General features: G+C 56.7%; 26 protein-coding genes. 17 read left to right on the top strand and 9 right to left on the bottom strand.

The window, feature by feature from the left end; genetic code table 11:
- Window positions 1-55: 55 nt before the first annotated feature.
- Window positions 56-730, top strand: coding sequence for a DUF3313 domain-containing protein (locus D5067_RS11930; RefSeq protein WP_119936713.1), 675 nt, complete (start codon window positions 56-58; stop codon window positions 728-730).
- Between the two features lie 34 nt (window positions 731-764).
- Here D5067_RS11930 and D5067_RS11925 read toward each other — a convergent pair whose 3' ends face one another.
- Entirely contained in the window at window positions 765-1,661 is an 897-nt protein-coding gene (locus D5067_RS11925; protein WP_119936751.1) for a DMT family transporter, read from the bottom strand.
- A gap of 172 nt (window positions 1,662-1,833) precedes the next feature.
- Here D5067_RS11925 and D5067_RS11920 point away from each other — a divergent pair, with 172 nt between their 5' ends.
- Window positions 1,834-2,706, top strand: a complete 873-nt coding sequence (locus tag D5067_RS11920) for a helix-turn-helix domain-containing protein (protein WP_119936750.1) — start codon at window positions 1,834-1,836, stop codon at window positions 2,704-2,706.
- On the opposite strand, the gene D5067_RS11915 is transcribed toward D5067_RS11920, so the two are convergent.
- Entirely contained in the window at window positions 2,686-3,852 is a 1,167-nt protein-coding gene (locus D5067_RS11915) for a benzoate/H(+) symporter BenE family transporter (RefSeq protein ID WP_119936712.1), read from the bottom strand. The genes D5067_RS11920 and D5067_RS11915 overlap by 21 nt on opposite strands.
- Before the next feature lie 92 nt (window positions 3,853-3,944).
- On the opposite strand from D5067_RS11915, the gene D5067_RS11910 reads away from it, so the two are divergent.
- Both D5067_RS11910 and D5067_RS11905 read left to right on the top strand, forming a co-directional pair.
- Window positions 3,945-4,472, top strand: coding sequence for a helix-turn-helix domain-containing protein (locus tag D5067_RS11910; RefSeq protein WP_119936711.1), 528 nt, complete (start codon window positions 3,945-3,947; stop codon window positions 4,470-4,472).
- An 80-nt stretch (window positions 4,473-4,552) separates the two neighbouring features.
- Window positions 4,553-6,517, top strand: a complete 1,965-nt coding sequence (locus D5067_RS11905) for a peptidase U32 family protein (RefSeq protein ID WP_119936710.1) — start codon at window positions 4,553-4,555, stop codon at window positions 6,515-6,517.
- Here the strand turns inward: D5067_RS11905 and D5067_RS11900 are convergent, their stop codons facing one another.
- Window positions 6,518-6,748: a DUF2554 family protein gene (locus D5067_RS11900; RefSeq protein WP_119936709.1), complete on the bottom strand. Its 231-nt coding sequence runs from the start codon at window positions 6,746-6,748 to the stop codon at window positions 6,518-6,520. It abuts the gene before it with no gap.
- A 330-nt stretch (window positions 6,749-7,078) separates the two neighbouring features.
- Here D5067_RS11900 and D5067_RS11895 point away from each other — a divergent pair, with 330 nt between their 5' ends.
- The gene (locus D5067_RS11895) at window positions 7,079-7,441 is read left to right on the top strand and encodes a hypothetical protein (RefSeq protein ID WP_119936708.1); all 363 of its coding nucleotides are present in this window, start codon (window positions 7,079-7,081) and stop codon (window positions 7,439-7,441) included.
- Window positions 7,442-7,590: 149 nt separating this feature from the next.
- Here D5067_RS11895 and ftrA read toward each other — a convergent pair whose 3' ends face one another.
- A complete protein-coding gene (ftrA, locus tag D5067_RS11890) occupies window positions 7,591-8,592 on the bottom strand; it encodes a transcriptional regulator FtrA (protein ID WP_119936749.1) in 1,002 nt (333 codons plus the stop codon).
- A gap of 73 nt (window positions 8,593-8,665) precedes the next feature.
- On the opposite strand from ftrA, the gene D5067_RS11885 reads away from it, so the two are divergent.
- From D5067_RS11885 to zinT, 8 genes are all read left to right on the top strand, one after another.
- Window positions 8,666-9,079 (top strand): rhodanese-like domain-containing protein, encoded by a 414-nt coding sequence (locus D5067_RS11885; protein ID WP_119936707.1) that lies wholly within the window; start codon window positions 8,666-8,668, stop codon window positions 9,077-9,079.
- Between the two features lie 156 nt (window positions 9,080-9,235).
- Complete coding sequence (locus D5067_RS11880) at window positions 9,236-10,339, top strand: cobalamin-independent methionine synthase II family protein (protein WP_119936706.1); 1,104 nt, start codon at window positions 9,236-9,238, stop codon at window positions 10,337-10,339.
- A gap of 202 nt (window positions 10,340-10,541) precedes the next feature.
- Window positions 10,542-11,813, top strand: a complete 1,272-nt coding sequence (gene urtA / locus D5067_RS11875; protein WP_119936705.1) for an urea ABC transporter substrate-binding protein — start codon at window positions 10,542-10,544, stop codon at window positions 11,811-11,813.
- A gap of 22 nt (window positions 11,814-11,835) precedes the next feature.
- Entirely contained in the window at window positions 11,836-13,410 is a 1,575-nt protein-coding gene (gene urtB, locus D5067_RS11870; protein ID WP_119936704.1) for an urea ABC transporter permease subunit UrtB, read from the top strand.
- Window positions 13,410-14,483, top strand: coding sequence for an urea ABC transporter permease subunit UrtC (urtC, locus tag D5067_RS11865; RefSeq protein WP_119936703.1), 1,074 nt, complete (start codon window positions 13,410-13,412; stop codon window positions 14,481-14,483). Before urtB ends, urtC begins: the two co-directional genes overlap by 1 nt.
- Window positions 14,483-15,280: an urea ABC transporter ATP-binding protein UrtD gene (gene urtD / locus D5067_RS11860; protein WP_119936702.1), complete on the top strand. Its 798-nt coding sequence runs from the start codon at window positions 14,483-14,485 to the stop codon at window positions 15,278-15,280. The genes urtC and urtD overlap by 1 nt, the downstream gene beginning before the upstream one ends.
- A gap of 9 nt (window positions 15,281-15,289) precedes the next feature.
- The gene (urtE, locus tag D5067_RS11855; RefSeq protein ID WP_119936701.1) at window positions 15,290-15,988 is read left to right on the top strand and encodes an urea ABC transporter ATP-binding subunit UrtE; all 699 of its coding nucleotides are present in this window, start codon (window positions 15,290-15,292) and stop codon (window positions 15,986-15,988) included.
- Between the two features lie 52 nt (window positions 15,989-16,040).
- Window positions 16,041-16,679, top strand: coding sequence for a metal-binding protein ZinT (zinT, locus tag D5067_RS11850; protein ID WP_119936748.1), 639 nt, complete (start codon window positions 16,041-16,043; stop codon window positions 16,677-16,679).
- 45 nt (window positions 16,680-16,724) lie between these two features.
- Here zinT and ydeE read toward each other — a convergent pair whose 3' ends face one another.
- Window positions 16,725-17,942 carry an efflux MFS transporter YdeE gene (gene ydeE, locus D5067_RS11845; RefSeq protein WP_235843291.1) on the bottom strand — a complete coding sequence of 406 codons (1,218 nt, stop codon included), beginning with the start codon at window positions 17,940-17,942 and terminating at the stop codon, window positions 16,725-16,727.
- A gap of 193 nt (window positions 17,943-18,135) precedes the next feature.
- Here ydeE and eamA point away from each other — a divergent pair, with 193 nt between their 5' ends.
- Window positions 18,136-19,035, top strand: coding sequence for an O-acetylserine/cysteine exporter (gene eamA, locus D5067_RS11840; protein ID WP_119936699.1), 900 nt, complete (start codon window positions 18,136-18,138; stop codon window positions 19,033-19,035).
- A gap of 37 nt (window positions 19,036-19,072) precedes the next feature.
- Here the strand turns inward: eamA and marB are convergent, their stop codons facing one another.
- Genes marB through marR form a run of 3 tightly spaced genes read right to left on the bottom strand, consistent with a single transcriptional unit; the run spans window position 19,073 to window position 20,155 of the window.
- Window positions 19,073-19,288 (bottom strand): multiple antibiotic resistance protein MarB, encoded by a 216-nt coding sequence (gene marB, locus D5067_RS11835; protein WP_119936698.1) that lies wholly within the window; start codon window positions 19,286-19,288, stop codon window positions 19,073-19,075.
- A gap of 32 nt (window positions 19,289-19,320) precedes the next feature.
- The gene (gene marA, locus D5067_RS11830; RefSeq protein ID WP_001303241.1) at window positions 19,321-19,701 is read right to left on the bottom strand and encodes an MDR efflux pump AcrAB transcriptional activator MarA; all 381 of its coding nucleotides are present in this window, start codon (window positions 19,699-19,701) and stop codon (window positions 19,321-19,323) included.
- Window positions 19,702-19,720: 19 nt separating this feature from the next.
- The gene (gene marR / locus D5067_RS11825) at window positions 19,721-20,155 is read right to left on the bottom strand and encodes a multiple antibiotic resistance transcriptional regulator MarR (RefSeq protein WP_119936697.1); all 435 of its coding nucleotides are present in this window, start codon (window positions 20,153-20,155) and stop codon (window positions 19,721-19,723) included.
- A gap of 256 nt (window positions 20,156-20,411) precedes the next feature.
- Between marR and D5067_RS11820 the strand changes: the two genes are divergently transcribed.
- The gene (locus D5067_RS11820; protein WP_119936696.1) at window positions 20,412-21,077 is read left to right on the top strand and encodes a MarC family NAAT transporter; all 666 of its coding nucleotides are present in this window, start codon (window positions 20,412-20,414) and stop codon (window positions 21,075-21,077) included.
- An 86-nt stretch (window positions 21,078-21,163) separates the two neighbouring features.
- On the opposite strand, the gene D5067_RS11815 is transcribed toward D5067_RS11820, so the two are convergent.
- A complete protein-coding gene (locus D5067_RS11815; protein WP_119936695.1) occupies window positions 21,164-22,360 on the bottom strand; it encodes a sugar transporter in 1,197 nt (398 codons plus the stop codon).
- 176 nt (window positions 22,361-22,536) lie between these two features.
- Here D5067_RS11815 and D5067_RS11810 point away from each other — a divergent pair, with 176 nt between their 5' ends.
- Together D5067_RS11810 and D5067_RS11805 are read left to right on the top strand one after the other, a co-directional pair.
- Entirely contained in the window at window positions 22,537-23,331 is a 795-nt protein-coding gene (locus D5067_RS11810; RefSeq protein ID WP_119936694.1) for a PhzF family phenazine biosynthesis protein, read from the top strand.
- A gap of 21 nt (window positions 23,332-23,352) precedes the next feature.
- Window positions 23,353-24,144, top strand: coding sequence for a PhzF family phenazine biosynthesis protein (locus D5067_RS11805; RefSeq protein ID WP_119936693.1), 792 nt, complete (start codon window positions 23,353-23,355; stop codon window positions 24,142-24,144).
- The last annotated feature ends 63 nt before the right edge of the window (window positions 24,145-24,207 follow it).

Below are 24,207 nucleotides of genomic sequence, written 5' to 3'. Positions count from 1 at the left end.
CCTGTCTTTTGCTATAACTTCAATTGCATACTTGCAGATAACATGGAATACCATCATGCGTACTCACACTTTTTTTAAAGTTGCAGTGCTTTCTGGTCTGTTGGCGTTGGCTGGCTGTGCATCAAAAGTTGCGGCTCCCGAACAATTTTCAGGCTTTTTAAAAGATTACTCTGGCTTGCAGCAAACGACTTCTGCGACGGGTAAACCGACGCTGCGCTGGGTTGATCCTTCGTATAACGAAGCGAATTACGACAGCATTATCTGGACGCCGATTACCTATTATCCAACGCCAAAACCAACTACTCAGATTGGGCAAAAAACCCTCGATGAGCTGTTGAACTACACCAATACCAAAATGAAAACGGCGATTGGTACCCGTAAACCTATTGTGACCACGCCTGGAAAACACAGCCTGATCTTCCGCGGTGCTATCACAGGGGTGAGTTCGCAGAAAGAGGGCCTGCAGTTCTATGAAGTGGTCCCAGTGGCCCTGGTCGTTGCAGGTACGCAGATGGCAACCGGTCACCGCACCATGGATACGCATCTCTTCTTCGAAGGTGAGCTGATTGATGCCGCGACCAACAAGACCGTGATGAAGGTGGTTCGTAAAGGCGAAGGGAAAGAGCTGAATAACGAAAATGCACCAATGACCTTTGCGACCCTGAAGCAGGTTGTTGACGATATGGCGACGGACGCCACCATGTTTGATGTGAAAAAGACCGCGCAGTAACGCAGTAACGGCCTGCATCTGCAGGCCGTCTTTTTTATGCCGTCCGTAACCGTCTGAACCAGGTTTCCGGTTTCGTAAACATTACCATATTCCCACCCAGTATCAGCAGTAGCCCGACGATCCCATTCATATGCCACACGTAGCCTTCATAAACCGTTGAGATAGACAAGGCGACCAGCGGGAACAGCAGGGTGCTGTAGGCCGCTTTGCCGGCGCCAATTCGGCCTACCAGCGTGAAGTACACGCCAAACGCAATCACCGAGCCAAAAAGGGCAAGATAGAGCAGCGCGCCAATGTAGCTCACCGTCCATTCCGGCATAAAGCTATCGCCGCGGAACAGCGCAATGCAGCCCATCACCAGCGTGCCGTAAAGCATGGCCCAGGCGTTGGTGGTCATTGTTTCCAGCCCGTTGCGCTGGTGGCGAAGGCTTATCATGTTCCCCAGCGAGAACCCGTAGGTGCCCAGCGCAGACAGGCCAATTCCCGTCAGAAGCGACACGCTCCAGCCGCTCGCCAGCAGGTCGTCCCAGAAGAGGGTGACGATCCCGATGAGGCCAAGCGCGGCTGCCGTCCAGAAGCGGGCGGGTGGACGCTGTCCAAAGAAGATGAAGCTGTTGATGGCGTTGTATAGCACCGCCATGGAGAAAATCACCGACTCCAGTCCGGTATTTATGTGCGCCGCGGCGGTGTAAAAACACCAGAAGTTGAAGCAGAACACGCAGCATCCCTGAACCATGCAAAACAGATGATCGCGCAGCGACAGCTTGCGCAAGCGGCGAAGCGCAAGCAGAACAATCATCATTGCGGCGCTGGCCAGGGCAAAGCGCCAGAATATCGAGACGGGCGCCGCAACGGCCCCCTGTTGCAGAAAAATGGCGATCCACGTCGTGCCCCAGATAACCACCACCAGACCATAGAGTAATGCGTTCATTTTTTCTCTCTTCTCACACAGCGGATAAACAGTGTGGGGCGTTTCGACTGCGCATGCTTTCATGCGCTTGCGCCTGACTTGCAAATTCTTGCGCTTTTTTATGTCGTGAGATCTGGCAACGGGGGGCAACACTTCTTAGACTGAGCGTCTGATTAATGACGTGTAAATGGCTATGTCTCGCGCTTACGATACCTTTGAAACGCTGCGCCAGCAGAATGCAGTGCTGCGGGAAACCGTGGCGCTGAATTCCGGTATTCAGCTGGCGGCGTGGTACAACAAGCACGATACCATTACGGTTAAAAGCAACCACCATACGCTGAGCCTGTACGTTGCGGACGGGTACGAGAGCTATCAGAAGACGCCGGGAGGCTGGAAAAATGGCGGCGGCCCGGATCGCTTCTGCCTGATGCCTCAGGAGAGCGAATCCACCTGGGATATTCGCGATGACCTGTCTTTTGTGCACCTCTACTGCACGGATGAACACCTGCGGGACGTCGGGGAGAAAATCTGGGATAAGCGCCCGCTGTCCCTGACGCTGGATGAAAAAATCTTTGGCAGCGACCCGAAAATCACCGCGCTCTATCGCCAGTTTTTACTCGGCTGCGACTGGCAGCAAAAGGCTAACCAGCTCACGCTGAGCACCGCCTCTACGCTGCTGATGACGCACCTCCTGCAGCATTATGCCAGCGTGCAGTGGAAGCTGCCGGTGGTTACCGGCGGGCTGTCGCCATTCGTACTGCGAAACGTGCTGGCGTTTATCGAAGAGCATCTTGCCCAGCCGCTGACGCTGATGGAGCTGGCTGACCAGGCCGCCCTCAGCGAATACCACTTCGCCAGAATGTTCCGTCAGTCGACGGGGCTGGCGCCGCATCAGTACGTTATGCAGCGTCGAATGGAGAGAGCCAAAGTTATGGTGCAACATACCGCAACGCCGTTGACGGATATTGCGCTCGCCTGCGGGTTTAACTCAGCCAGCCACTTCAGCAACCGTTTTCGCAGCGTGATGGGGATGACGCCGTCGCAGCTACGCGCGGCGAAGGCGTGAAAACAGCGCGTAACAGACCCCGCCCAGCACCAGCCCCCAAAACGCGGAGCCAATGCCCCCAATCGTTACGCCGCTCGCGGTCATCAGAAAGGTGACAATCGCCGCGTCGCGTTCCGTTTCGCTATGCAGCGCCTGATACAAACTCCCGCTGATGGTGCCCAGCAGCGCCAGCCCGGCAAGCGTCTGGATCCAGCTGAGCGGCAGCGCGGCCATCAGCCCGGAGATGGAACCGCCAAACACGCCCGCCAGCAGATAAAACGCTCCGGCCGCCGCCGCGGCGAGCCAGCGTTTAGAAACATCCGGGTGCGCGTCGGGGCTCTGGCAGATAGCGGCAGTGATGGCGGCGATGCAGATGGAATAGACGCCGAAGGGAGATAGCAACAGCGCCAGCCCGCCGGTGAAGATAATCAGCGGAGACACCGCCAGCGGATAACCCGATGCCTTCATGGTGGCGAAGCCGGGGGCGTTCTGAGAGGCCATGGTCACCAGGAAGAAGGGCAAACCAACGCTTACCAGGGTGGTGAAGGTAAACGTCGGGGCGATAAATTCCGGCAAAACAACGGAAAACCCGATCCTGTTTGTGACAATGTCACCTCCAGCCCAGGCGACCATACCGCCCACCAGCAGCGTGGCAACGATGGCGTAGCGGGGGGCGAAGGCTTTTGCAATTACCCATGCCGCCAGCATGCTGCCGCACAGCAGGATATGCCCCTCAAGGTTGCTGAACGCCTGCAGGCCAAACCGCAGCAGCACCCCCGCCAGCATGGCGGCGGCCAGGGAATGCGGAATGAGCTTCATCAGGCGCGCGAACACGCCGGTGACGCCGCACAGCAGAATGAGCGCATTGGCAAAGATAAACACGCCGATGGTTTCCGCGAGCGACACGCCCTGCAGGCTGGTGGCAAGCAGCGCGGCGCCGGGCGTTGACCAGGCGGTGAGCACCGGCGCTTTATACCACCACGACAGCGCAAGCGTGCTGACGCCCATCCCTATGCCCAGCGCCGTCATCCAGCCGGCGATCTGCTGTGTGCTGGCCCCCGCGGCGGCGGCGGCTTGCCAGATAATGGCGGCGGAACTGGCGTACCCCACCAGAACGGCCACGAAGCCGGCAAGAACGGCGGGAAAGAGAGAGGATGAGCTGCGCATAAAAACTCCGTTGTGCGTTATAACGTCCGCAGTAAGGTAGCACTGTGCGCTATAGCGTACAAGTGGTATGCTCTGGCACAACGGGAGGAACCATGGAAATTACACAACACCTTGCTACGACACTGAAAGCGCAGCGCCAGGCGCGGGGCTGGAGCCTGTCCAGGCTGGCAGAAGAGACCGGCGTCTCAAAAGCGATGCTGGGACAAATCGAACGTAACGAGTCCAGCCCGACGGTGTCGACTTTGTGGAAAATTGCCACCGGGCTGAATGTGCCGTTTTCGGCCTTCATCACGCCGGAAGCCGACACCCAGGCCGCTTTTGACCCGCAGCAGCAGGCCATGGTGGTAAAACCGCTTTTCCCATGGGATGAGACGCTCAGGTTCGACCATTTTTCCATCACGCTTGCCCCGGGCGCGATGAGCGAGTCCACGCCGCATGAGGCGGGGGTGATTGAACATGTGGTGGTGATCGGCGGCGAGCTGGAGATGCTTATCGACGGAGAGTGGCGCACAATTTATGCCGATTCCGGCGTCCGTTTTGCCGGTGATAAACCGCACTCCTACCGCAACAGCAGCGCCCGAACGGTGCATTTTCACTCCCTGATCCATTATCCCCGCTAAAGCCGCGCAAAACTGTTTCGCTGATGCATACTTCTGACTACAATAGCCGCCATTTTGACCATAACGGATAACGACGAAGTATGCGCCTGCAATCCCATCATCTTGAACTTTTAAGCCCGGCCCGCGACGCCGCCATTGCCCGTGAAGCCATTCTTCACGGTGCGGATGCGGTCTATATTGGCGGCCCGGGCTTCGGTGCCCGTCATAACGCCAGCAACAGCCTGAGCGACATTGCCGAGCTGGTGCCGTTCGCCCACCGTTTTGGTGCGAAAGTGTTCGTGACCCTGAACACCATTCTTCATGATGATGAGCTGGAGCCCGCGCAGCGCCTGATTACCGATCTCTATCAGACCGGGGTCGATGCCCTTATCGTCCAGGACATGGGCGTGCTGGCGCTGGACATTCCACCGATCGAGCTGCACGCCAGCACCCAGTGCGATATCCGTACGGTCGAAAAAGCAAAATTCCTCTCCGACGTGGGCTTCTCCCAGATCGTTCTGGCGCGTGAGCTGAACCTGAATCAGATCCGCGATATTCATCAGGCGGCGGACGCGACCATTGAGTTCTTTATTCACGGCGCCCTGTGCGTTGCCTATTCCGGCCAGTGCAATATTTCCCACGCGCAAACCGGGCGAAGCGCGAACCGCGGCGACTGCTCGCAGGCATGCCGCTTACCCTATACCCTGAAAGACGACCAGGGCCGCGTGGTGGCGTTTGAAAAACACCTGCTTTCGATGAAGGATAACGATCAGACCGCAAACCTGGGCGCGCTGATCGACGCGGGCGTACGCTCCTTCAAGATTGAAGGGCGTTATAAAGACATGAGCTACGTGAAGAACATCACCGCGCACTACCGCCAGATGCTGGATTCCATTATCGAGGATCGCGGTGACCTGGCGCGCGCGTCGGCCGGCCGGACGGAGCATTTCTTTATTCCTTCTACGGATAAAACCTTCCACCGCGGCAGCACGGACTATTTCGTGAACGCGCGCAAGGGCGACATTGGCGCGTTCGATTCACCGAAGTTTGTCGGCCTGCAGGTTGGTGAAGTGCTGAAGGTCGCCAAAGACCATCTTGACGTTGAAGTGACCGAACCGCTGGCGAACGGTGACGGCCTGAACGTGATGATCAAGCGTGAGGTGGTGGGCTTCCGTGCCAACACGGTAGAGAAAACCGGTGAAAACCGCTACCGCGTCTGGCCTAACGAGATGCCTGCCGATCTCTACAAAGCGCGCCCGAATGCCGCCCTGAACCGCAACCTGGATCACAACTGGCAGCAGGCGCTCTTAAAAACCTCCAGCGAGCGCCGTATTGCGGTGGACATTGAGCTGGGCGGCTGGGAAGAGCAGCTGATACTGACCATGACCTGTGAGGATGGCATCAGCGTGACGCATACCCTCGACGGTCAATTTGAGGTGGCCAACAATGCCGAAAAAGCGCTTAACAGCCTGAAAGACGGTGTGGCCAAGCTGGGGCAGACCCTTTATTACGCACGTAACATTGAGGTCAACCTGCCGGATGCGCTCTTCGTACCTAACAGCCTGCTAAACCAGTTCCGGCGTGAAACCGCTGACCTGCTTGATGACGCTCGTTTGTCTAACTACCCGCGCGGCAGCCGCAAGCCCGAAGCGGTGCCAGCGCCCGTTTATCCTGACACGCATTTGTCCTTCCTGGCGAACGTCTATAACCATAAGGCGCGTGAATTCTATCATCAGCACGGCGTGCAGCTGATTGATGCCGCCTATGAAGCGCATGAAGAGAAGGGCGACGTGCCGGTGATGATCACCAAGCACTGCCTGCGCTTTGCGTTTAACCTCTGTCCGAAACAGGCGAAAGGGAACATCAAAAGCTGGAAAGCGACGCCCATGCAGCTGGTGAACGGCGACGAAGTGTTGACGCTTAAGTTTGACTGTCGTCCGTGCGAAATGCACGTCATTGGCAAGATGAAAAACCACATCTTCAGGATGCCACAGCCCGGCAGTGTTGTGGCCTCCGTGAGCCCGGATGAGCTGATGAAGACCCTGCCGAAGCGTAAAGGCAGCTAATTAGCGAAAATGACTGTCCGGTTTGCGCGATTTTTGCCAGTAATGGTGGTCGCGCAAACCTTCTGCCGACTCCTCGGCAGCGCTGCGAATTTCATCGCTGTCGGCCTCATGCCGCAGCTGATGATCCACATTCTTAACCCACAAATATTCATGCCCGTTGTGCCCGGCCATAAGCTGCCCCGAAAAGAGGGCGCAGACCAGCATCATCAGCGATAGGCCTTTTCTCAACATATTCTCACCGCAGAAAGAGTAATCACGGCTATATTGCGGGTAATTTCGTCGTGTTATTATTCCACTATTCAAATTAGTGCAAAGAGAATGTCAATTATCGTGCGGCAAACCCCTGCTAACTGTGGATATATTCCTCTTCACATCCTGAATATCCATTATTTGAAAATTTTCCCCGGCAACATGCAGAAATGAGAAAATCCTAAATTAGAGGTCATATTAGGAAAATGCTGAATTTTCATGCCCTGCCAATTATGGTATGAAATCAGTACGCCCAAACATAGATTAATCCTATATAATGAACCTTTCTGGCTAAGGAATAGGTCTGATCCAATGAAAAAAGTATTATCGATTGCTCTGATGGTGGTTGCCGTTGGTGCAGTTGCGGGCATGAGCTATGACTGGGATAACAAACCAGACTATATCCAGTCAGCAGAATCCCGGGTGGGCTCATATTTAACCAGTGATTACGGCAGCGTCGCCTGTAATAGCACGCGCATGAATGAAGAGCGTTGGGAATTAGGCTGTGTCAACAAGGCTCGAGCGAAAACGTTCCAGTTTGCCGTTTATCCATCTGAAAAAGCGCCTTATGGCGTCTCGCGTTCATTCTATCTTGAAGCCCTCAACGATGATGCGAAACAGAGTGCGGAGCAGGGGCTGATGCGCTACCTGCAAATTAATACCAAATCCAGTTAACGCGTCTGTTTAACTCCCGTTGAATTTCGCAATGATAGGTTATAACGGATCCGCTGCCCGGCATGCAATGTCGGGGACGTAGAGACGAAAATACAAATCTATCCATGCAAGCATTTACCGCCAGATTCTGGCGGTTTTTTTTTGCCTGTTTATCGGGCTGCCTGAGCGAACTGTTTACGGTACCGGGCAGGAGAAAGGGCGTAATGCTGGCGGAAATGATGTCGTAAGGTGGCGGCCTGGCCAAACCCCGTCTGCTCGGCGATGCTGTCGATGCTTAACCGGCTATTTTCAAGATAATCTTTCGCACGAATCAGGCGTTCATTAAGCAGCCATCGCGAGGGCGTGGTGCCGGTAGCGTCCTGAAAGCGGCGCAGAAACGTGCGCTGACTCATCCCAACCCGACGCGACAGGGAGTCGACGGTGTGCGGGACCGCAAGATGCTGGTGCAGGTAATCAAACAGCTTGCCCAGCCGCTGGCTCTCGCGCAGCTGGGCTACCGGCCGGCTAAGCTGCTGGGTCTGGGAGCCGTCCCGGTGCGGTGGGATCACAAGACGCCGCGCAACGCGGTTTGCCGCCTCCATGCCATAGTCCCGGCGCACCACATGCAGACACAAATCGATTCCGGCAGCGCTGCCTGCGGAAGTCAGAATATCGCCCTCGTCCTGATACAGGACGTCTTCGACCACATCAATCGCCGGGTGGCGGGTTTTCAGGGCCTCGATATAGCGCCAGTGGGTCGTGGCTTTTCGACCATCGAGCAGGCCCGTTGCCGCCAGAACAAACACGCCAGAGCAGATAGAAAGGAGCTGACAGCCGCGTATGCTGGCCTGCCGCAATGCCTCACAAAGCGGTGCCGGAACGGCCTGGTCAGTTCCACGCCATCCGGGGACGATGATTAAATCCGCCGCGTTGAGCAGGCTAAGATCGCCATCGGCCAGGATACGGATCCCGCCTGTGGCCCGCAGCTCGCCGCCATCAACCGCCGCGACGGCAAACCGATACCAGGCTTCACCCATTTCCGGGCGAGGAAGGCCAAATATCTCGACCGCCACGCCAAACTCAAAGGTGCACAAACCGTCATAGGCCAGAACCACCACGTTCGGCGCAGAGGCGTGTCTTAAGTTTGTCATCTTTTTGCGGTTTTCTGGCATAAGCGGAGACATTCACTGGCTGAATTTACGGATAGAGTAGTGTTAACACAAACGCCAAAGATGAGGAAGGATCATGAGCTATGTTACTGAATTTCCGGCAGCTGAGCCGCAGGAGGCCGTTGCCCATTTTCTGCGCCGCCTGAGCGTTGAGACGGACTGTGCCGACGTCCACCACGCGCTGGTCAACCAGGAGCAGGACTTCGTGCTGCTGCACGTGGTGGGCAAGGCAGAGCAGTTCGCGCGTCGACACGTGCCGGGTGCAGTACATTTACCCTGGAGCCAGATAACGCCAGAGCGGATGGCGCAGTGGCCTGCAGGGACGCTGTTCGTGGTGTACTGTGCCGGACCGCACTGTAACGGCGCGGATAGGGCAGCGCTGAAGCTGGCTCGCCTGGGGTTACCGGTCAAGATCATGCTGGGGGGGATCGCAGGCTGGGAGGATGAGCGTTTTGAATTTGCCTCCACGGATTACGTTCCCGCGACGTGAACATGAATTTTTTTCAACACACGTGAAATTTTCTCGTTTGTCGTCAGGCGGCAGGTATGACATCTTTTTTGGACATTTAGACATCCAGAAGTCTAAAACTTCAAATGATGAATTATCACTGTTGGCAATTATCGCCGGCAGAAAGAGGAGATTTTCATGCAGCGACAACACGCCCCGTACCGCGCCGATGTAGTAGGCAGTTTTTTACGTCCTGACGCCATCAAGCAGGCTCGTCTGAAATTTGCCAGCGGTGAAATTGATGCCGGGCAGCTTCGTGCGGTAGAGGATGAGGCTATCCGTCACGTTGTCGAGCAGCAGTGTGCCTGCGGGCTGCACGTGGTGACCGACGGTGAGTTTCGTCGCGCCTGGTGGCATTTCGATTTCTTCGACGGCCTGCAGGGCGTGGAACGCTACGATTCTCAGCAGGGCATTCAGTTTAACGGTGTTCAGACCAGGGCCCACGGCGTGCGCGTAACGGGCAAGCTGGGCTTTGGCGACCACCCAATGCTGGAAGATTTCCGCTACCTGAAAAGCATCAGCGGTAACGCCGAGCCGAAAATGACCATTCCAAGCCCGAGCGTTCTGCATTTTCGCGGCGGCCGAAAAGATATCGACGCCACGGTTTATCCCGATCTGAATGACTATTTTGACGACCTGGCGACCACCTGGCGTGATGCGATCCACGCATTTTATAACGCCGGCTGCCGCTACCTTCAGCTGGATGACACCGTCTGGGCCTACCTTTGCTCGGACGACCAGCGTCGTCAGATCCGCGAACGCGGTGATGATGCGGACGAGCTGGCGCAGATTTATGCCCGCGTGCTGAACAAAGCGCTCGAGGGTAAACCGGAAGATCTGACCATCGGTCTGCACGTCTGTCGCGGCAACTTCCGTTCAACCTGGATTTCCGAAGGCGGCTATGAGCCCGTGGCGGAAGTGCTGTTCGGCACCGTGAATGTGGATGCCTTCTTCCTGGAATACGATAACGACCGCAGCGGCGATTTCGCACCGTTACGCTTTGTGCGTCCGGGCAAGCAGCAGGTGGTGCTGGGTCTGATCACCACCAAAAACGGTGAGCTGGAAAATCCGGAAGGCGTGAAGGCGCGTCTGGAAGAGGCCGCGCGGTACGTGGCGAAAGAGCAGATCTGCCTTAGCCCGCAGTGTGGTTTCGCCTCCACCGAGGAAGGAAACAGCCTCAACGAAGCCCAGCAGTGGGACAAAGTTCGCCTGGTGACGCAAATCGCCAGCGAAGTCTGGTAAACCTATCACCACGGCGCTGCATTATAACGGTGCAGCGCTGTGCCATTCTGAGTCGTTCCCGCTTTTTAACTCCGCCGTCCCCTTGTAAATCCGTCCCCCTCATCCTGGCATCCTTTTTGCTCTCGTTAAGCTGACGTCTCTATTTTCTGCGTTCTGCGGTATCGGACGCTTTCGCACAGCTTTCTTTTTCAGGAGTGAAAATATGCACCGTCGTACCTTAATTAAAGCCTTTGCCTTATCCGCCTCTGTTGTTGCGATGGGGATGAGTTTTGGCGTGCAGGCCGCAGATACGATCAAAGTCGGGATCATGCACTCGCTCTCCGGCACGATGGCGATCTCTGAAACGCCCCTGAAAGACGTGGCCCTGATGACGATTGATGAAATCAACGCCAGGGGCGGAGTGCTGGGTAAAAAACTGGAACCCGTGGTGGTGGATCCGGCTTCTAACTGGCCGCTGTTTGCGGAAAAGGCCCGACAGCTTTTGAGCCAGGACAAGGTGGCCGTCGTATTTGGCTGCTGGACCTCAGTTTCACGCAAATCCGTTCTGCCGGTCTTTGAAGAGCTGAACGGCCTGCTGTTCTACCCGGTGCAGTACGAGGGCGAGGAGATGTCGCCTAACGTCTTCTATACCGGTGCGGCGCCTAACCAGCAGGCGATCCCGGCGGTGGAATACCTGATGAGTGAGGACGGCGGCAGCGCCAAACGTTTCTTCCTGCTGGGTACGGACTACGTCTATCCGCGCACGACCAATAAAATCCTCCGCGCCTTCCTGCATTCGAAGGGCGTTGAAGATAAAGACATTGAAGAGGTTTACACCCCGTTCGGCCATAGCGATTACCAGACCATCGTCTCCAGCATTAAAAAATTCTCCGCGGGAGGCAAAACGGCGGTGGTTTCCACCATTAACGGGGACTCCAACGTGCCGTTCTATAAAGAGCTGGCTAACCAGGGGCTGAAAGCGACCGACGTGCCGGTCGTGGCGTTCTCTGTGGGAGAAGAAGAACTGCGCGGCATCGACACTAAACCTCTGGTGGGTAACCTGGCGGCATGGAACTACTTTGAGTCCGTCGATAATCCTACCAACCAGACCTTCGTGGCCGATTACAAAGCCTATGCCAAAGCCCATAAGCTGCCGAATGCGGATTCTGTGGTAACCAACGATCCAATGGAAGCGACGTATGTGGGTATTCATATGTGGGCGCAGGCGGTCGAAAAAGCCGGAACAACCGATGTGGATAAAGTGCGCGCGGCCATGGCGGGTCAATCCTTTAAGGCGCCGTCGGGCTTTACGCTCACCATGGATGCCACCAACCATCATCTGCATAAGCCGGTCATGATTGGTGAAATTGAGGGTAACGGCCAGTTTAACGTCGTCTGGCAGACGGATGCACCGGTGCGCGCGCAGCCATGGAGCCCGTTTATCGCCGGGAATGACAAAAAGCCCGACCAGCCAATGAAAACCGCCAGCAACTAGGCCTTACCCCAGGGAGAACGTCATGAACGCCATGCGCATGTTCATCGCTTTTGTATGGCTTACCGGACTGCTGCCAGGGATGGCGCAGGCATCGGATGCCGATGAGTTTGTTGTCGCCACGCGCGGCCAGCAGGCCGCGCTGCTTGAGCAGTGGGCCGCCGCGCCGTCGCCGCAGCGTTTGCCGCTGCTTGAGGCGCTGCAAAAAGAGAATCTGTATATCGACGGCCAAAAGCATGCCTTTACGCGCAGCAACGGTGAAACGGTCGCGCTGGGTGAGTCAGCGGCGGCAGAAGGGCAAACCAAAGCGGTTCGCCTGACCAACCGCCTGCGCGTCTTAGCCGCCACGGCGCTGGCAACGCACCAGCTCACAGGTGACAACGTCACGAATCGGCGGGATGCTGCCCGCCAGCTGCAGCGTGATGCGCAGCCAGAGATGCTCGGTTTCCTGCAAAAACGCGTGGACGTCGAAACCGATGCCGTCGTACGCGATGCGCTGATGATGGCGCTGGCCAACCTTCAGCTGGCGAGCCCGCAGGCGGAGGCGCGTCTGCACGCCGTCGAGCTGCTGGGCCAGTCTGACGATCCGGACGTTCAGTCAAAACTTGCGCCGTTCACGCAGACGCAAAACGAACCTGACGCCCGCGTTCGCGCTGCCGCTGAGGAGAGCCTTAACCACATCAAGCATCGTCTGATGTGGGGCGATCTGCTCGGGCAAGCCTTCATGGGGCTCTCTCTGGGCTCGGTGCTGTTGCTGGCCGCGCTCGGGCTGGCGATCACCTATGGCTTGTTGGGGGTCATCAACATGGCGCACGGCGAAATGCTGATGCTGGGCGCCTATGCGACCTGGATGGTTCAGCAGGCGATGGGGCAATTCACGCCGCAGTGGCTGGGGCTCTATCCCGTCGTGGCGCTGCCCGTCGCGTTTTGCCTCACGGCGGGTATCGGCATGGTGCTCGAACGCACGGTGATCCGCCACCTCTACGGTCGTCCGCTGGAAACGCTGCTGGCAACCTGGGGGATCAGCCTGATGCTTATCCAGCTGGTGCGCATGACCTTCGGCGCGCAAAACCTGGAGGTAGCAAACCCGGCCTGGCTTTCCGGCGGCGTGCAGGTGTTTGCCAACCTGACGCTGCCCTGGAACCGCATTGTGGTGCTGGGTTTTGTCCTGCTGGTGCTGTTCTTTACCTGGCTCATTCTGAATAAAACGCGTCTGGGCCTTAACGTGCGCGCCGTGACGCAAAACCGCAGCATGGCGGCCTGCTGCGGCGTGCCGACCGGACGCGTCGACATGCTGGCCTTTGGCCTGGGTTCCGGCATTGCCGGTCTGGGCGGGGTGGCATTGTCACAGCTTGGCAACGTCGGGCCGGAGCTGGGCCAGGGCTACATCATCGATTCATTCCTGGTGGTCGTACTTGGCGGCGTCGGTCAGCTTGCCGGTAGCGTGGCGGCGGCGTTTGGCCTGGGGATTTTCAACAAAATCCTTGAGCCGCAGATGGGCGCGGTTCTGGGGAAAATTGTGATTCTGGTCGCGATCGTTCTGTTTATTCAGAAGCGACCGCAGGGGCTCTTTGCACTGAAAGGGAGGGTGACGGACTGATGAGCCAGCCACTGACCTTAACGCTGGCGCGTAAAGCGCCGCGCACCGCGCAGGTTATCGGCGGCCTGCTGATGGCGTTACTGCTGATACTGCCTTTTCTGGCCCTGCTGCCCGCAACCCATCCGCTGGCGCTGTCGACCTGGATGCTAACGCTTATCGGCAAGATCCTCTGCTATGCCATCGTGGCGGTGGCGCTGGATCTGGTGTGGGGATACGCCGGCATGCTGTCCCTGGGGCACGGCATTTTCTTCGCGCTGGGCGGCTATGCGATGGGCATGTATCTGATGCGCCAGGCCGCGGGCGAAGGGCTGCCCGCGTTTATGTCCTTTCTCTCGTGGAGTGAACTGCCCTGGTTCTGGTGGGGCACCCAGCATTTTGCCTGGGCGCTGGTGCTCATCGTCACGGTCCCCGGCCTGCTTGGCCTGGCGTTTGGCTGGTTTGCCTTCCGCTCAAAAATCAAAGGGGTCTACTTCTCGATCATGACTCAGGCGATGACCTACGCGGGGATGCTCCTGTTCTTTCGCAATGAAACCGGCTTTGGTGGCAATAACGGCTTTACCGGCTTTACCACGCTGCTCGGATTTTCGGTGACGGCGACGACGACGCGGATTGCGCTTTTTCTCGCGACCGTGATGCTGCTGCTTCTGGCGTTAGGCATTGGCTATGCGCTGGCAAAGAGTAAGTTTGGCCGCATTCTGACGGCGGTGCGGGATGCGGAAAACCGGCTGACGTTTTGTGGTTACGATCCCCGCGGATTCAAGCTGCTGGTGTGGACGCTTTCAGCCGTGCTCTGCGGCCTGGCAGGGGCGCTGTATGTTCCGCAGGTGGGCATTATCAACCCGGGTGAAATGTCGCCGACGAACTCCATCGAGGCGGCAATCTGGGTGGCGCTGGGAGGCCGCGGAACGCTGGTTGGTCCGGTCATTGGCGCGGCGCTGGTAAACGGCGCGAAAAGCGTCTTCACCGTGTCCATGCCGGAATACTGGCAGCTGTTCCTGGGCTTGATTTTTATCGCCGTCACGCTGTTTTTGCCGCGGGGCGTCTACGGCCTGTTTCGTAAGGGAGACAAATAATGCAGCCCTCAGAAGGATTATTTACCCGCCAGCTGCCCGGCGATCGCTACCGCGACAGGACCGACCCGGTTCTGCAGCTGGAGGCGGTCAACGTGAACTTTGACGGCTTTCAGGCGCTGACCGACCTCTCGCTGAATATTGGCGTGGGCGAGCTGCGCTGCGTCATCGGTCCCAACGGCGCGGGCAAGACCACGCTGATGGACGTTATCACCGGCAAAACGCGGCCGAAAAGCGGGAAGGCCCTATACGATCAGTCTATCGACCTGACCGTCCTCGAGCCTGCCGCCATTGCGCGACGGGGTATCGGGCGGAAATTTCAGAAACCGACGGTCTTTGAAGCATTGACCGTGTGGGAAAATCTTGAAATTGCGATGAAGAACGACAGGTCCGTCTGGGCAAGCCTGCGGGCAACGCTCAGCGGTGAGCAAGCGGACCGCATCGATGAAATGCTGGTTCTGCTGCGCCTGAGCGCAGAGCGGGATCGTCGTGCCGGGCTGCTTTCGCACGGGCAGAAGCAGTTTCTGGAGATCGGCATGCTGCTGGTGCAGGACCCGCACCTCTTGCTGCTGGATGAACCCGCGGCGGGAATGACCGATGCGGAAACTGAATACACCGCAGAGCTGTTCAGAACGCTGGCGGGCAAGCATTCGCTGATGGTGGTGGAGCACGACATGGGCTTTGTCGAAACCATCGCCGATCGCGTCACGGTGCTGCACCAGGGGCGCGTGCTGGCGGAGGGATCGCTTCGCGAGGTGCAGGCTAACGAGCAGGTGATTGAGGTCTATCTTGGACGTTAAGGAGCCGTGATGTTGCAGGTTAACGAACTGAATCAGTACTACGGCGGAAGCCACATTCTGCGCGGCGTGAGCTTTGACGCCGTTGCCGGTGAAGTCACCTGTTTACTGGGGCGTAACGGCGTGGGTAAAACCACCCTGCTGAAGTGCCTGATGGGGCTGATCCCGGCGAAAACGGGCGAGGTGATATGGCAGGGCAAAAAAATCACCCACAGCAAGCCGCACCAGCGGGTGCAGTCCGGCGTGGCGTATGTGCCGCAGGGGCGTGAAATATTCCCGCGTTTAACGGTAGAAGAGAACGTGCTGCTGGGGCTGTCCCGGTTCCCGGCGCGAGAGGCGAAGGGCGTACCCGAGGAGATCTGGCAGCTGTTTCCGGTCCTAAAAGAGATGAAGCACCGTCGCGGCGGCGATCTCTCCGGCGGCCAACAGCAGCAGCTGGCGATAGGGCGCGCGCTGGCCAGCCGCCCGCAGCTGCTGATCCTCGATGAACCAACGGAAGGTATTCAACCCTCGGTGATCAAAGAGATAGGCCAGGTGATCCGCACGCTGGCGGACCGGGGCGATATGGCTATTCTGCTCGTTGAACAGTTTTATGACTTTGCGGCCGAACTGGCGGACAGCTATCTGCTGATGTCGCGCGGCGCTATCGTTCAGCGCGGACGCGGTGAAAACATGGAGCAGGACGGGGTGCGCGGATTGGTTGCGATCTGAAATGTTATATTATAACATTCTCACTCTTATAAAACGGAGTGAGGGTTTTGTTTTGGCTGCACATATTGGGAAATTTGCAATGACTCTGGGGGCGCTGCTGGTCAGCGGCCAGCTGTTTGCCCACTCGCACGGACACCAGATGACCGAGGCGGAGCAGAAGGCGGCGAACGGCGTGTTTGAGGATAAAGACGTCAAGGACAGATCGCTCTCTGACTGGGACGGCACCTGGCAATCGGTCTATCCGTTCCTGTTGGATGGTTCACTCGATCCGGTGTTTAAGAAGAAAGCGGAGAAGGACCACAAGTCCGTTGAGGCCGTGAAAGCCTATTACCGCACCGGCTATGCCACGGACGTGGACGCCATCGGTATAGAAAATAACGTGATGGAATTCCATCAGGGGAAAGCGGTAAGCAGCTGCCGTTACGACTACAGCGGCTACAAAATCCTGACCTATGCCTCAGGCAAAAAAGGCGTTCGCTACCTGTTCGAGTGTAAGGACGCCACCAGCAAGGCACCGAAGTTCGTTCAGTTCAGCGACCATACCATCGCGCCAAAAGCCTCCGCGCATTTCCATATTTTTATGGGCAACACCTCTCATGAGGCGCTGCTGAAAGAGATGGATAACTGGCCGACCTATTATCCGAATGAGATGTATAAAGAGCAGGTTGTTGAGGAGATGCTGCACCACTAGCTGCTGCTTTTGCCGGGTGGCGGCTACGCCTTACCCGGCCTACGATTAGAGTTTTGTAGGTCGGGTAAGCGCAGCGCCACCCGACACGCTAACCCCACTTTTCACGCGCATTCCGCGCAAAATCATCAGCCATGCAATCACAATGGCGACCATCATAATGACAAACAGCGACCAGTGCGGAAGATGAGTCAGGATGACCCCGGTAATCATCGGGTTGGCCGCCGCGCCCAGCCAGCCCAGCGCCTGCGCTGAGAAGTAGCTTGCCTTCATTCCCGGCGGGGCGATGTTGTCGATCAACATATATTCCCCCGGGGCATAAATAATCTCACCGAGGGTAAAGACTGCCGCGGCGATGCCCCAGTAAACCAGGTTTTCGCCAGAGAACATAAAGCCGCCTAGCCCGATGATGAAGAACAGCGTCGCGACCGTCATCAGCGGACGGATATTGGCGGCGGATATCCTGCGCCCGAGGGCGTACTGCAGCGTCACCACGACCGCGGCGTTGACGGGCAGCACGACGGCCACCACTTTTTCGGCGAAATCGCTGTCTGCATGCGCGGCGAGCACGTACTGGGAAATGCAGGTCGCGAAAGAGCCGCCAACGTACGACGCCAGCAGGCCTGACAGCGTATACCAGAACAGCGCGCGGTCCTTGAGCAGCACGGAAGGCTGCCACGGGGTCTTTTCCTCAACGGTATCTAAGGCAATGCTTTTCTGCACAAAGAAATGGATAAATCCCAGCGGAAGCGCGGCGCAGAAGGCCGCCAGCCAGAACGGCAGCTGCAGGCTGTACATCACCAGCAGGGTGCCTATCGGGGGGCCGATCGTCCAGCCAATGTTCAGAAAGCTATAGTTCAGCGAGAAAACGCGGGCCTTTTCGCTGGAGGTCAGCACATCCGCGAACCAGGCCTTCAGCACCGTGGAGAAGACGGAATAGGCGCAGTTGATGAGCGCAAAAAACAGCACCACCAGCGTGACGTTATTCACCAGCGGGATCGCCACAAAGCCGGCAATGAACGCCATGATGGCGATAAGCATGTAGCGTTTCTTATCAAACCTGTCGGCCAGAATGCCAAATCCCAGGCTAAACACCACGCCAATGGTCAGCGCCACGGTCAGAGCATAGCCAATGTTCTCCACGCTCATGCCGTAAACGCGCGTAAGGTAAATGGTCATGAACGGCAGCGTAGCCCCGCGACCAATTGTTAATAACAATGACGATGCCAGCAGCGCTGCGGTTGAGCGCCTGAGAGATGCTTTCATATACCTGTCCGACAAATGCTTATGCTTTTTTTGTTGTGTTCTAACAGGATTACCACGCCATAAGGGGCTTGTATAGCGCCTAATTTATCCCTAAGTGCTTCGCCTGACTGCCAATATTAATGATCTATTCGCGACGCTATTTTTTCTGTTACCTTGAAGTGTTTACAAAAATTTAATAATTCAGGGGCAGAATATGACGCGTAAAGACGGGCTGCTGGCGTTGCTGGTGGTGGTGGTATGGGGGCTGAATTTTGTGGTCATTAAGGTCGGTTTACACAACATGCCTCCGCTGATGCTGGCCGGTTTGCGCTTCATGCTGGTGGCCTTCCCGGCGCTGTTCTTTGTTGCCCGCCCGAAAATCCCGCTGAAACTGCTGTTGGGCTATGGCCTGACCATCAGCTTTGGTCAGTTTGCTTTTCTGTTCTGCGCCATCAAGTTCGGCATGCCTGCCGGCCTTGCTTCTCTGGTGCTGCAGGCGCAGGCGTTCTTTACCATCATTCTGGGGGCGTTCGTGTTCGGCGAGCGCCTGCAGGGCAAACAGCTGGCGGGGATCACCCTGGCGGTATTTGGTGTTCTGGTGCTGATTGAGGCCAGCCTGAACGGACAGCACGTTGCGCTGCTGGGCTTTATGCTAACCCTGGCGGCGGGGCTGAGCTGGGCCTGCGGGAATATCTTCAACAAGCTCATCATGCAGCACGAGACGCGCCCGCCGGTGATGTCGCTGGTGGTCTGGAGCGCATTAATTCCGATTGTACCGTTTATGGTCGCGTCGTTTATCCTGGACGGATCGGACGCCATGCTGAACAGCCTGATAAACATCGACCTTACTACCATTTTGTCGCTTATCTACCTGGCGTTTGTCGCCACCATTGTGGGCTACGGGATCTGGGGCTCGCTGCTGGGGCGGTATGAAACCTGGCGCGTAGCGCCGCTGTCGCTGCTGGTGCCGGTGGTTGGCCTTGCCAGTGCGGCCATTCTGCTGGATGAGAAACTGAGCGCGCTACAGCTTCTGGGCGCAGTGCTTATTATGGCCGGGCTGTACATCAACGTGTTTGGCTTTCGTTTACGCCGGGCGACGCGGGTGCGGGGATAGATCAAAAAAAAGCCCCGCATCGGCGGGGCAAAACGAATCAGAGGTCGTGGTTGTAATACGGCACGCCTAATTCGTCGGATTTGTCGCTACCAGCGCCCATATGGTTGAAATCATAGGGTGACTGGTCATGTGCTGACGGCAAAATCATCGCTTCGCGATTATTTTGCTGCGTTGCACGGGGAGTTTGCTCCGCGAAGGTCTGGCTGGAAAACAGCACCAGCAAGGCGAGGGCGGCGGAGGCGATAACTTTCATGATTTCCTCAATTACGTCTGTACAGGCGATGGTTAACTACAGTGTTTCAACGGATAGAGATATCGGGATTCACCCGGCATGCTGGTGATTCGATACTTATGCGGCGGCACGTCAAAATAGTTCTTGAACGTACGCGTCAGGGTTTGCTGCGATTCAAATCCGTAACGCTCGGCCAGATAAAGGATCGGCTCATTGCTTTCTTTCAGTTTTTGGGCAATTTCCGTCAGCTTGCGGCTGCGAATATATTGACCTAATGAATGACCGGTCTCTTTTTTAAACATCCGTTGCAGGTGCCATTTTGAGTAACCTGAACGCTCAGACACTTTTTCAAGGGAGAGCGGCGATTCCAGGTTATCTTCGATCCAGTCCAAAATGCTATGAATGGTGATAGCGTCAGTATTGCGTCTGGACATCGTCATACCTCTTTTCTGTTTACGGCAGTATTTTCTTAAGCAAAAGCTCAAGCGTTGCCACTTCGTCTGCCGTTAAGTTTTTTGTTAGTTCCTGGTGCAGTGTGAGTCCTACTAATTGATGACATTGCTCGCACATGGCCGCGCCGTCCTGGGTGAGCTTCACCAGTACGCCACGCTTGTCATTCGGGTTAGGGCTCCGTTCTATCCATCCTTTGCAGACGAGACGATCCAGCATGCGGGTCAACGCGCCCAGATCGACAGAGAGCACCTTTTTTAGCTCAACCGGCGTGATACACGCTTCACAGCGAATGGAGCACAGCACTTTGAACTGCGTTGCGGTGATATCCAGCGGCGACAGGTAGTCATTGAGCAAGCGATCTTTTTTCTGGTTAACCATATGAATAAGACGACCCAGTGGAATTATGTCGTTAAAGAGATCACTGGTGCTTTTCACAATGGTTGCCCTGGCAAGTAGTTTAGTCACGGCAGATATTATTGCTCAGGCAAGTATAAGTCAACTGAATGAATCAGCCGATGCCACGAATTGCTAAAACGTTTCATGAACTTTTTTTGGGGTCTTTAAAATCAGAAACATAACTTAGGGTTATCCTTTCGAACGGAAAATAATCCTTACGTTGTGTGGATGGCTCAACCAGCCGGTTTCACCCTATAATTGCGGTGATGATTATGGATAAGGACAGCGAAGCATTATGGTGGATTTGATTAAAGCGATTGGTCTTGGGCTGGTGGTGCTGCTGCCCTTAGCGAACCCGCTAACGACGGTTGCGCTCTTTCTGGGGCTGGCAGGGAACATGAACACGGCGGAGCGCAATCAGCAGTCGATGATGGCCTCCATCTACGTGTTTGCCATCATGATGGTGGCCTACTACGCCGGGCAGGTGGTCATGAACACCTTCGGGATTTCGATTCCCGGCCTGCGTATCGCCGGGGGGCTGATTGTGGCCTTTATCGGTTTCCGCATGCTGTTTCCTGCGCAGAAAGCGCATGAATCGCCGGAGGCGAAGAGTAAATCCGAGGAGCTGGAAACGGAGCCCAGCGCGAACATTGCCTTCGTACCCATAGCGATGCCGAGCACGGCAGGCCCGGGAACGATTGCGATGATCATCAGCTCTGCCTCAACGGTGCGCGATAGCTCAACCTTCCCGGACTGGGTTCTGGCCGTTGCGCCGCCGCTCATTTTTGCGCTTATTGGCATTATCGTGTGGGCATCTCTGCGCAGTTCAGGTGCGATCATGCGCTGGGTGGGCAAGGGCGGTATCGAAGCGATTTCCCGCCTGATGGGCTTCCTGCTGGTGTGTATGGGCGTGCAGTTTATTATTAACGGCGTGCTGGAAATTATTAAGACCTATCATTGATGTTTTGCCCGGCGGCGCGTCGCCTGCACGGGCATTCGGGTTTTGTAGGCCGGGTAAGGCGAAGCCGCCACCCGGCAATACGGGCCTTACCCATGCTGGCCTTGTTCTTCCATCGCCACCGGCCATTTACGGAAGATAAGCACGGACCAGATAAGCGCAAGCAGCGCAGGGATCGCCCCCAGATAGCCAATCGCCGACATCGACACGTGCAGTATTACCTGATTTCCTACCAGCGCGCCCGCGCCAATCCCGAGATTGAATATCCCCGAGAAGAGCGACATTGCGACGTCCGTTGCATCCGGTGCCAGCGCCAGCACTTTTACCTGCATGCCGAGACCAATAATCATGATCGCCACGCCCCAGAAGATACTGAGGATCGCCAGATGTGTTTCACTGCCCGCCGCAGGCATCAGCAGCAGCAGGCAGGCTAACAACATGCCGATGGCGCTGCTGACGAGGACGGACGCATGCTGATTGCCCAGCTTGCCAAAGAGAACGCTGCCGATAATTCCCGCACCGCCCAGAACCAGCAGCAGGACGGTCGCGAAGTTGGCGCTAAACCCGGCAACCACCTGCACAAACGGCTCAATATAGCTGTAGGCCGTGTAGTGTGCCGTCACCACAATGACGGTGAGCAGGTATATGCTCATCAGCGCCGGACGGCGAAAGAGCAGCGGCAGGCTTTTCAGCGAGCCGGAATGTTCGCTTGGCAGCTTAGGCAGCAGCTTGATCAGGCAAACCAGCGTGACAAGCGCCCCCATGCCGATAGCAAAGAAGGTGGTGCGCCAGCCGAAGTACTGCCCGACGATACGCCCAATCGGCAGCCCTAACACCATTGCCAGCGCGGTACCCGTGGCGATCAGGCTCAGCGCCTGGGCGCGCTTACCCGCCGGAGCAAGTCGGATCGCCAGCGACGCGGTAATAGACCAGAACACGGCGTGCGCAAAGGCGATACCGATGCGGCTCACCACCAGCACCGTAAAGTTCCACGCCATAAACGACAGCACGTGGCTGAGGATAAAGACCACGAACAGGCCAATCAGCAGCTTGCGGCGCTCCATCCGGCTGGTTAGCAGCATAAAGGGAAGCGACATGAGCGCCACTACCCATGCATAGATGGTCAACATGATGCCGACCTGGGCCGTCTCCATCTGGAAACTCCCGGCAATGTCAGACAACAGCCCAACGGGCACAAATTCAGTGGTATTGAAGATAAACGCAGCAATGGCGAGCGTCACCACACGTAGCCACGCCACCTTGCGGGAAACAGTGTTTGTTGTCATAGGGATGTCTGGGATTCGTTGCGTAAAAGATGAGGAGACGATCTTAAAGCGTTGTATGGCGAAAACTCAACCATTATGTGACCTGGATCTCAAAATTTACCTTATGACAGCGGTAGCGGACGACGTTGTTTTCAATGAATATAAAGGACAACACAGCAACAGCGGGCGGCAGAACGATGCAGGAGATTGATTTTTATCTGGTAGATGCGTTTAGCGATGTTTCCTTTGGCGGCAATCCCGCCGCGGTATGCCCCCTGAAAGCGTGGCTCCCGGATGAAACGCTTCTGAAGATGGCGCAGCAGCATAACCAGTCCGAAACCGCGTTTTTCGTGTGCAGCAAAGGCGGAATTGAGCTGCGCTGGTTTACCACCCTGGTTGAGGTCACTCTGTGCGGTCACGCCACGCTTGCCGCGGCGCATGTATTGTTCAACGAGCTGGATTACCCCGACTCCCGTATTCACTTCGACACCGCCTCAGGGCGTCTGACCGTTAGTCGGGAAGGCGACTGGATGACGCTGGATTTCCCGGCCTGCCCAACGCAGGAACGCACGCCTCCAGCGGAAATGCTCACCGCGCTGGGCATCAGCCGCTACGCGGCGGCCCATAAAGGGCGCGCCTGGGTTATCGAACTGGAAAACCGTGAGCAGGTGGAGGCCGTCACGCCGAATTTTTCCGCCATGACGCCCGGCGAGCATAAAGTGGCCGTTACCGCACCGGGAGACGGGAAGTATGATTTCGTCAGCCGCTTCTTTTCACCCGGCGTTGCCGTTCCGGAAGATCCCGTCACCGGCTCGTCGCACACGATGCTCATTCCCTACTGGAGCGAGAAGCTGGGCAAAACGGCGATGCTCGCCCGTCAGATATCGGCGCGCGGCGGAGACGTTCGCTGTGAGCTAAAAGGGGACCGCGTCCTGATGAGCGGGCAGGCGTCACTCTATTTGAAAGGCACCGTCTTTCTGCGCTCAATATGAATAACAACAGAGGAAGAGACTATGCAGGAAATTGATTTCTATCTGGTCGATGCATTCAGCGATGCGACCTTCGGCGGCAATGCCGCGGCGGTGTGTCCGCTGGAAGCGTGGCTACCGGATCGCACGCTGCTCAACATGGCTAAGCAGCATAACCAGTCCGAAACCGCCTTCTTTGTCCGGACGGACGGCGGGTTCGAGCTACGCTGGTTTACCACGCAGGATGAAATTAACCTGTGCGGCCATGCGACGCTTGCGGCATCCCACGTTATTTTCGAATACCTTGATTATCCACACGCGGAAATACGGTTCTCAACGCGCTTTGTCGGCGATCTCACGGTGAGCCGCAGCGGTGACTGGCTGACACTCAATTTTCCGGCCTGGTCAACGGAGGCTGTCGACGCGCCACCGCCGTTGCTGCTTAGCTCGCTGGGTATTGATGCTGCGAAAGAGGTCCGCGTCGGGCGGGATTACATGGTGGTGCTTGAAAGCCAGCAGCAGGTGGAGGCCTTAACGCCGGATATTGCAGCGATGATCCCGCTGGATAAAATGGTCTGCGTGACGGCGCCGGGCGAAGAGTACGATTTTGTCAGCCGCTTCTTCTGTCCGGGCGAAGGGGTGCCGGAAGATCCGGTAACGGGTTCAGCACACAGCATGCTGATCCCGTACTGGAGCGAAAAGCTGGGTAAAACGACGCTGAACGCCCGTCAGGTCTCCTTGCGAGGCGGAGATTTACGCTGTGAACATGTGGGTGACCGCGTGTTGATTGGCGGCCAGGCAACGCTGTATCTTAAAGGGAAAATCTTCCTGCGATAGCCGTGCGGCGTCATAGATAAATACTATGACGCCATCGTACAGGGCGGGCGCTATGTTGACATC

Source organism: Enterobacter huaxiensis, from assembly GCF_003594935.2.
Taxonomy (GTDB): Bacteria; Pseudomonadota; Gammaproteobacteria; order Enterobacterales; family Enterobacteriaceae; genus Enterobacter; species Enterobacter huaxiensis.
Note: the sequence above shows the minus strand (reverse complement) of the source record. Positions and strands in the feature narration are given on the sequence as shown.

Excerpts from the sequence above, each read along its gene's own strand:
- D5067_RS11910 (WP_119936711.1), top strand. The coding sequence starts at position 3,945 with ATGGAAATTACACAACACCTTGCTACGACACTGAAAGCGCAGCGCCAG.
- urtB (WP_119936704.1), top strand. The coding sequence starts at position 11,836 with ATGAACGCCATGCGCATGTTCATCGCTTTTGTATGGCTTACCGGACTG.
- ydeE (WP_235843291.1), bottom strand. The coding sequence starts at position 17,942 with ATGAAAGCATCTCTCAGGCGCTCAACCGCAGCGCTGCTGGCATCGTCA.
- urtD (WP_119936702.1), top strand. The coding sequence starts at position 14,483 with ATGCAGCCCTCAGAAGGATTATTTACCCGCCAGCTGCCCGGCGATCGC.
- D5067_RS11810 (WP_119936694.1), top strand. The coding sequence starts at position 22,537 with ATGCAGGAGATTGATTTTTATCTGGTAGATGCGTTTAGCGATGTTTCC.
- D5067_RS11915 (WP_119936712.1), bottom strand. The coding sequence starts at position 3,852 with ATGCGCAGCTCATCCTCTCTCTTTCCCGCCGTTCTTGCCGGCTTCGTG.
- D5067_RS11920 (WP_119936750.1), top strand. The coding sequence starts at position 1,834 with ATGTCTCGCGCTTACGATACCTTTGAAACGCTGCGCCAGCAGAATGCA.
- D5067_RS11900 (WP_119936709.1), bottom strand. The coding sequence starts at position 6,748 with ATGTTGAGAAAAGGCCTATCGCTGATGATGCTGGTCTGCGCCCTCTTT.
- urtC (WP_119936703.1), top strand. The coding sequence starts at position 13,410 with ATGAGCCAGCCACTGACCTTAACGCTGGCGCGTAAAGCGCCGCGCACC.
- urtA (WP_119936705.1), top strand. The coding sequence starts at position 10,542 with ATGCACCGTCGTACCTTAATTAAAGCCTTTGCCTTATCCGCCTCTGTT.
- D5067_RS11905 (WP_119936710.1), top strand. The coding sequence starts at position 4,553 with ATGCGCCTGCAATCCCATCATCTTGAACTTTTAAGCCCGGCCCGCGAC.
- D5067_RS11820 (WP_119936696.1), top strand. The coding sequence starts at position 20,412 with ATGGTGGATTTGATTAAAGCGATTGGTCTTGGGCTGGTGGTGCTGCTG.
- D5067_RS11815 (WP_119936695.1), bottom strand. The coding sequence starts at position 22,360 with ATGACAACAAACACTGTTTCCCGCAAGGTGGCGTGGCTACGTGTGGTG.
- urtE (WP_119936701.1), top strand. The coding sequence starts at position 15,290 with ATGTTGCAGGTTAACGAACTGAATCAGTACTACGGCGGAAGCCACATT.
- D5067_RS11895 (WP_119936708.1), top strand. The coding sequence starts at position 7,079 with ATGAAAAAAGTATTATCGATTGCTCTGATGGTGGTTGCCGTTGGTGCA.
- D5067_RS11930 (WP_119936713.1), top strand. The coding sequence starts at position 56 with ATGCGTACTCACACTTTTTTTAAAGTTGCAGTGCTTTCTGGTCTGTTG.
- eamA (WP_119936699.1), top strand. The coding sequence starts at position 18,136 with ATGACGCGTAAAGACGGGCTGCTGGCGTTGCTGGTGGTGGTGGTATGG.
- D5067_RS11885 (WP_119936707.1), top strand. The coding sequence starts at position 8,666 with ATGAGCTATGTTACTGAATTTCCGGCAGCTGAGCCGCAGGAGGCCGTT.
- marA (WP_001303241.1), bottom strand. The coding sequence starts at position 19,701 with ATGTCCAGACGCAATACTGACGCTATCACCATTCATAGCATTTTGGAC.
- marB (WP_119936698.1), bottom strand. The coding sequence starts at position 19,288 with ATGAAAGTTATCGCCTCCGCCGCCCTCGCCTTGCTGGTGCTGTTTTCC.
- D5067_RS11880 (WP_119936706.1), top strand. The coding sequence starts at position 9,236 with ATGCAGCGACAACACGCCCCGTACCGCGCCGATGTAGTAGGCAGTTTT.
- D5067_RS11925 (WP_119936751.1), bottom strand. The coding sequence starts at position 1,661 with ATGAACGCATTACTCTATGGTCTGGTGGTGGTTATCTGGGGCACGACG.
- D5067_RS11805 (WP_119936693.1), top strand. The coding sequence starts at position 23,353 with ATGCAGGAAATTGATTTCTATCTGGTCGATGCATTCAGCGATGCGACC.
- ftrA (WP_119936749.1), bottom strand. The coding sequence starts at position 8,592 with ATGCCAGAAAACCGCAAAAAGATGACAAACTTAAGACACGCCTCTGCG.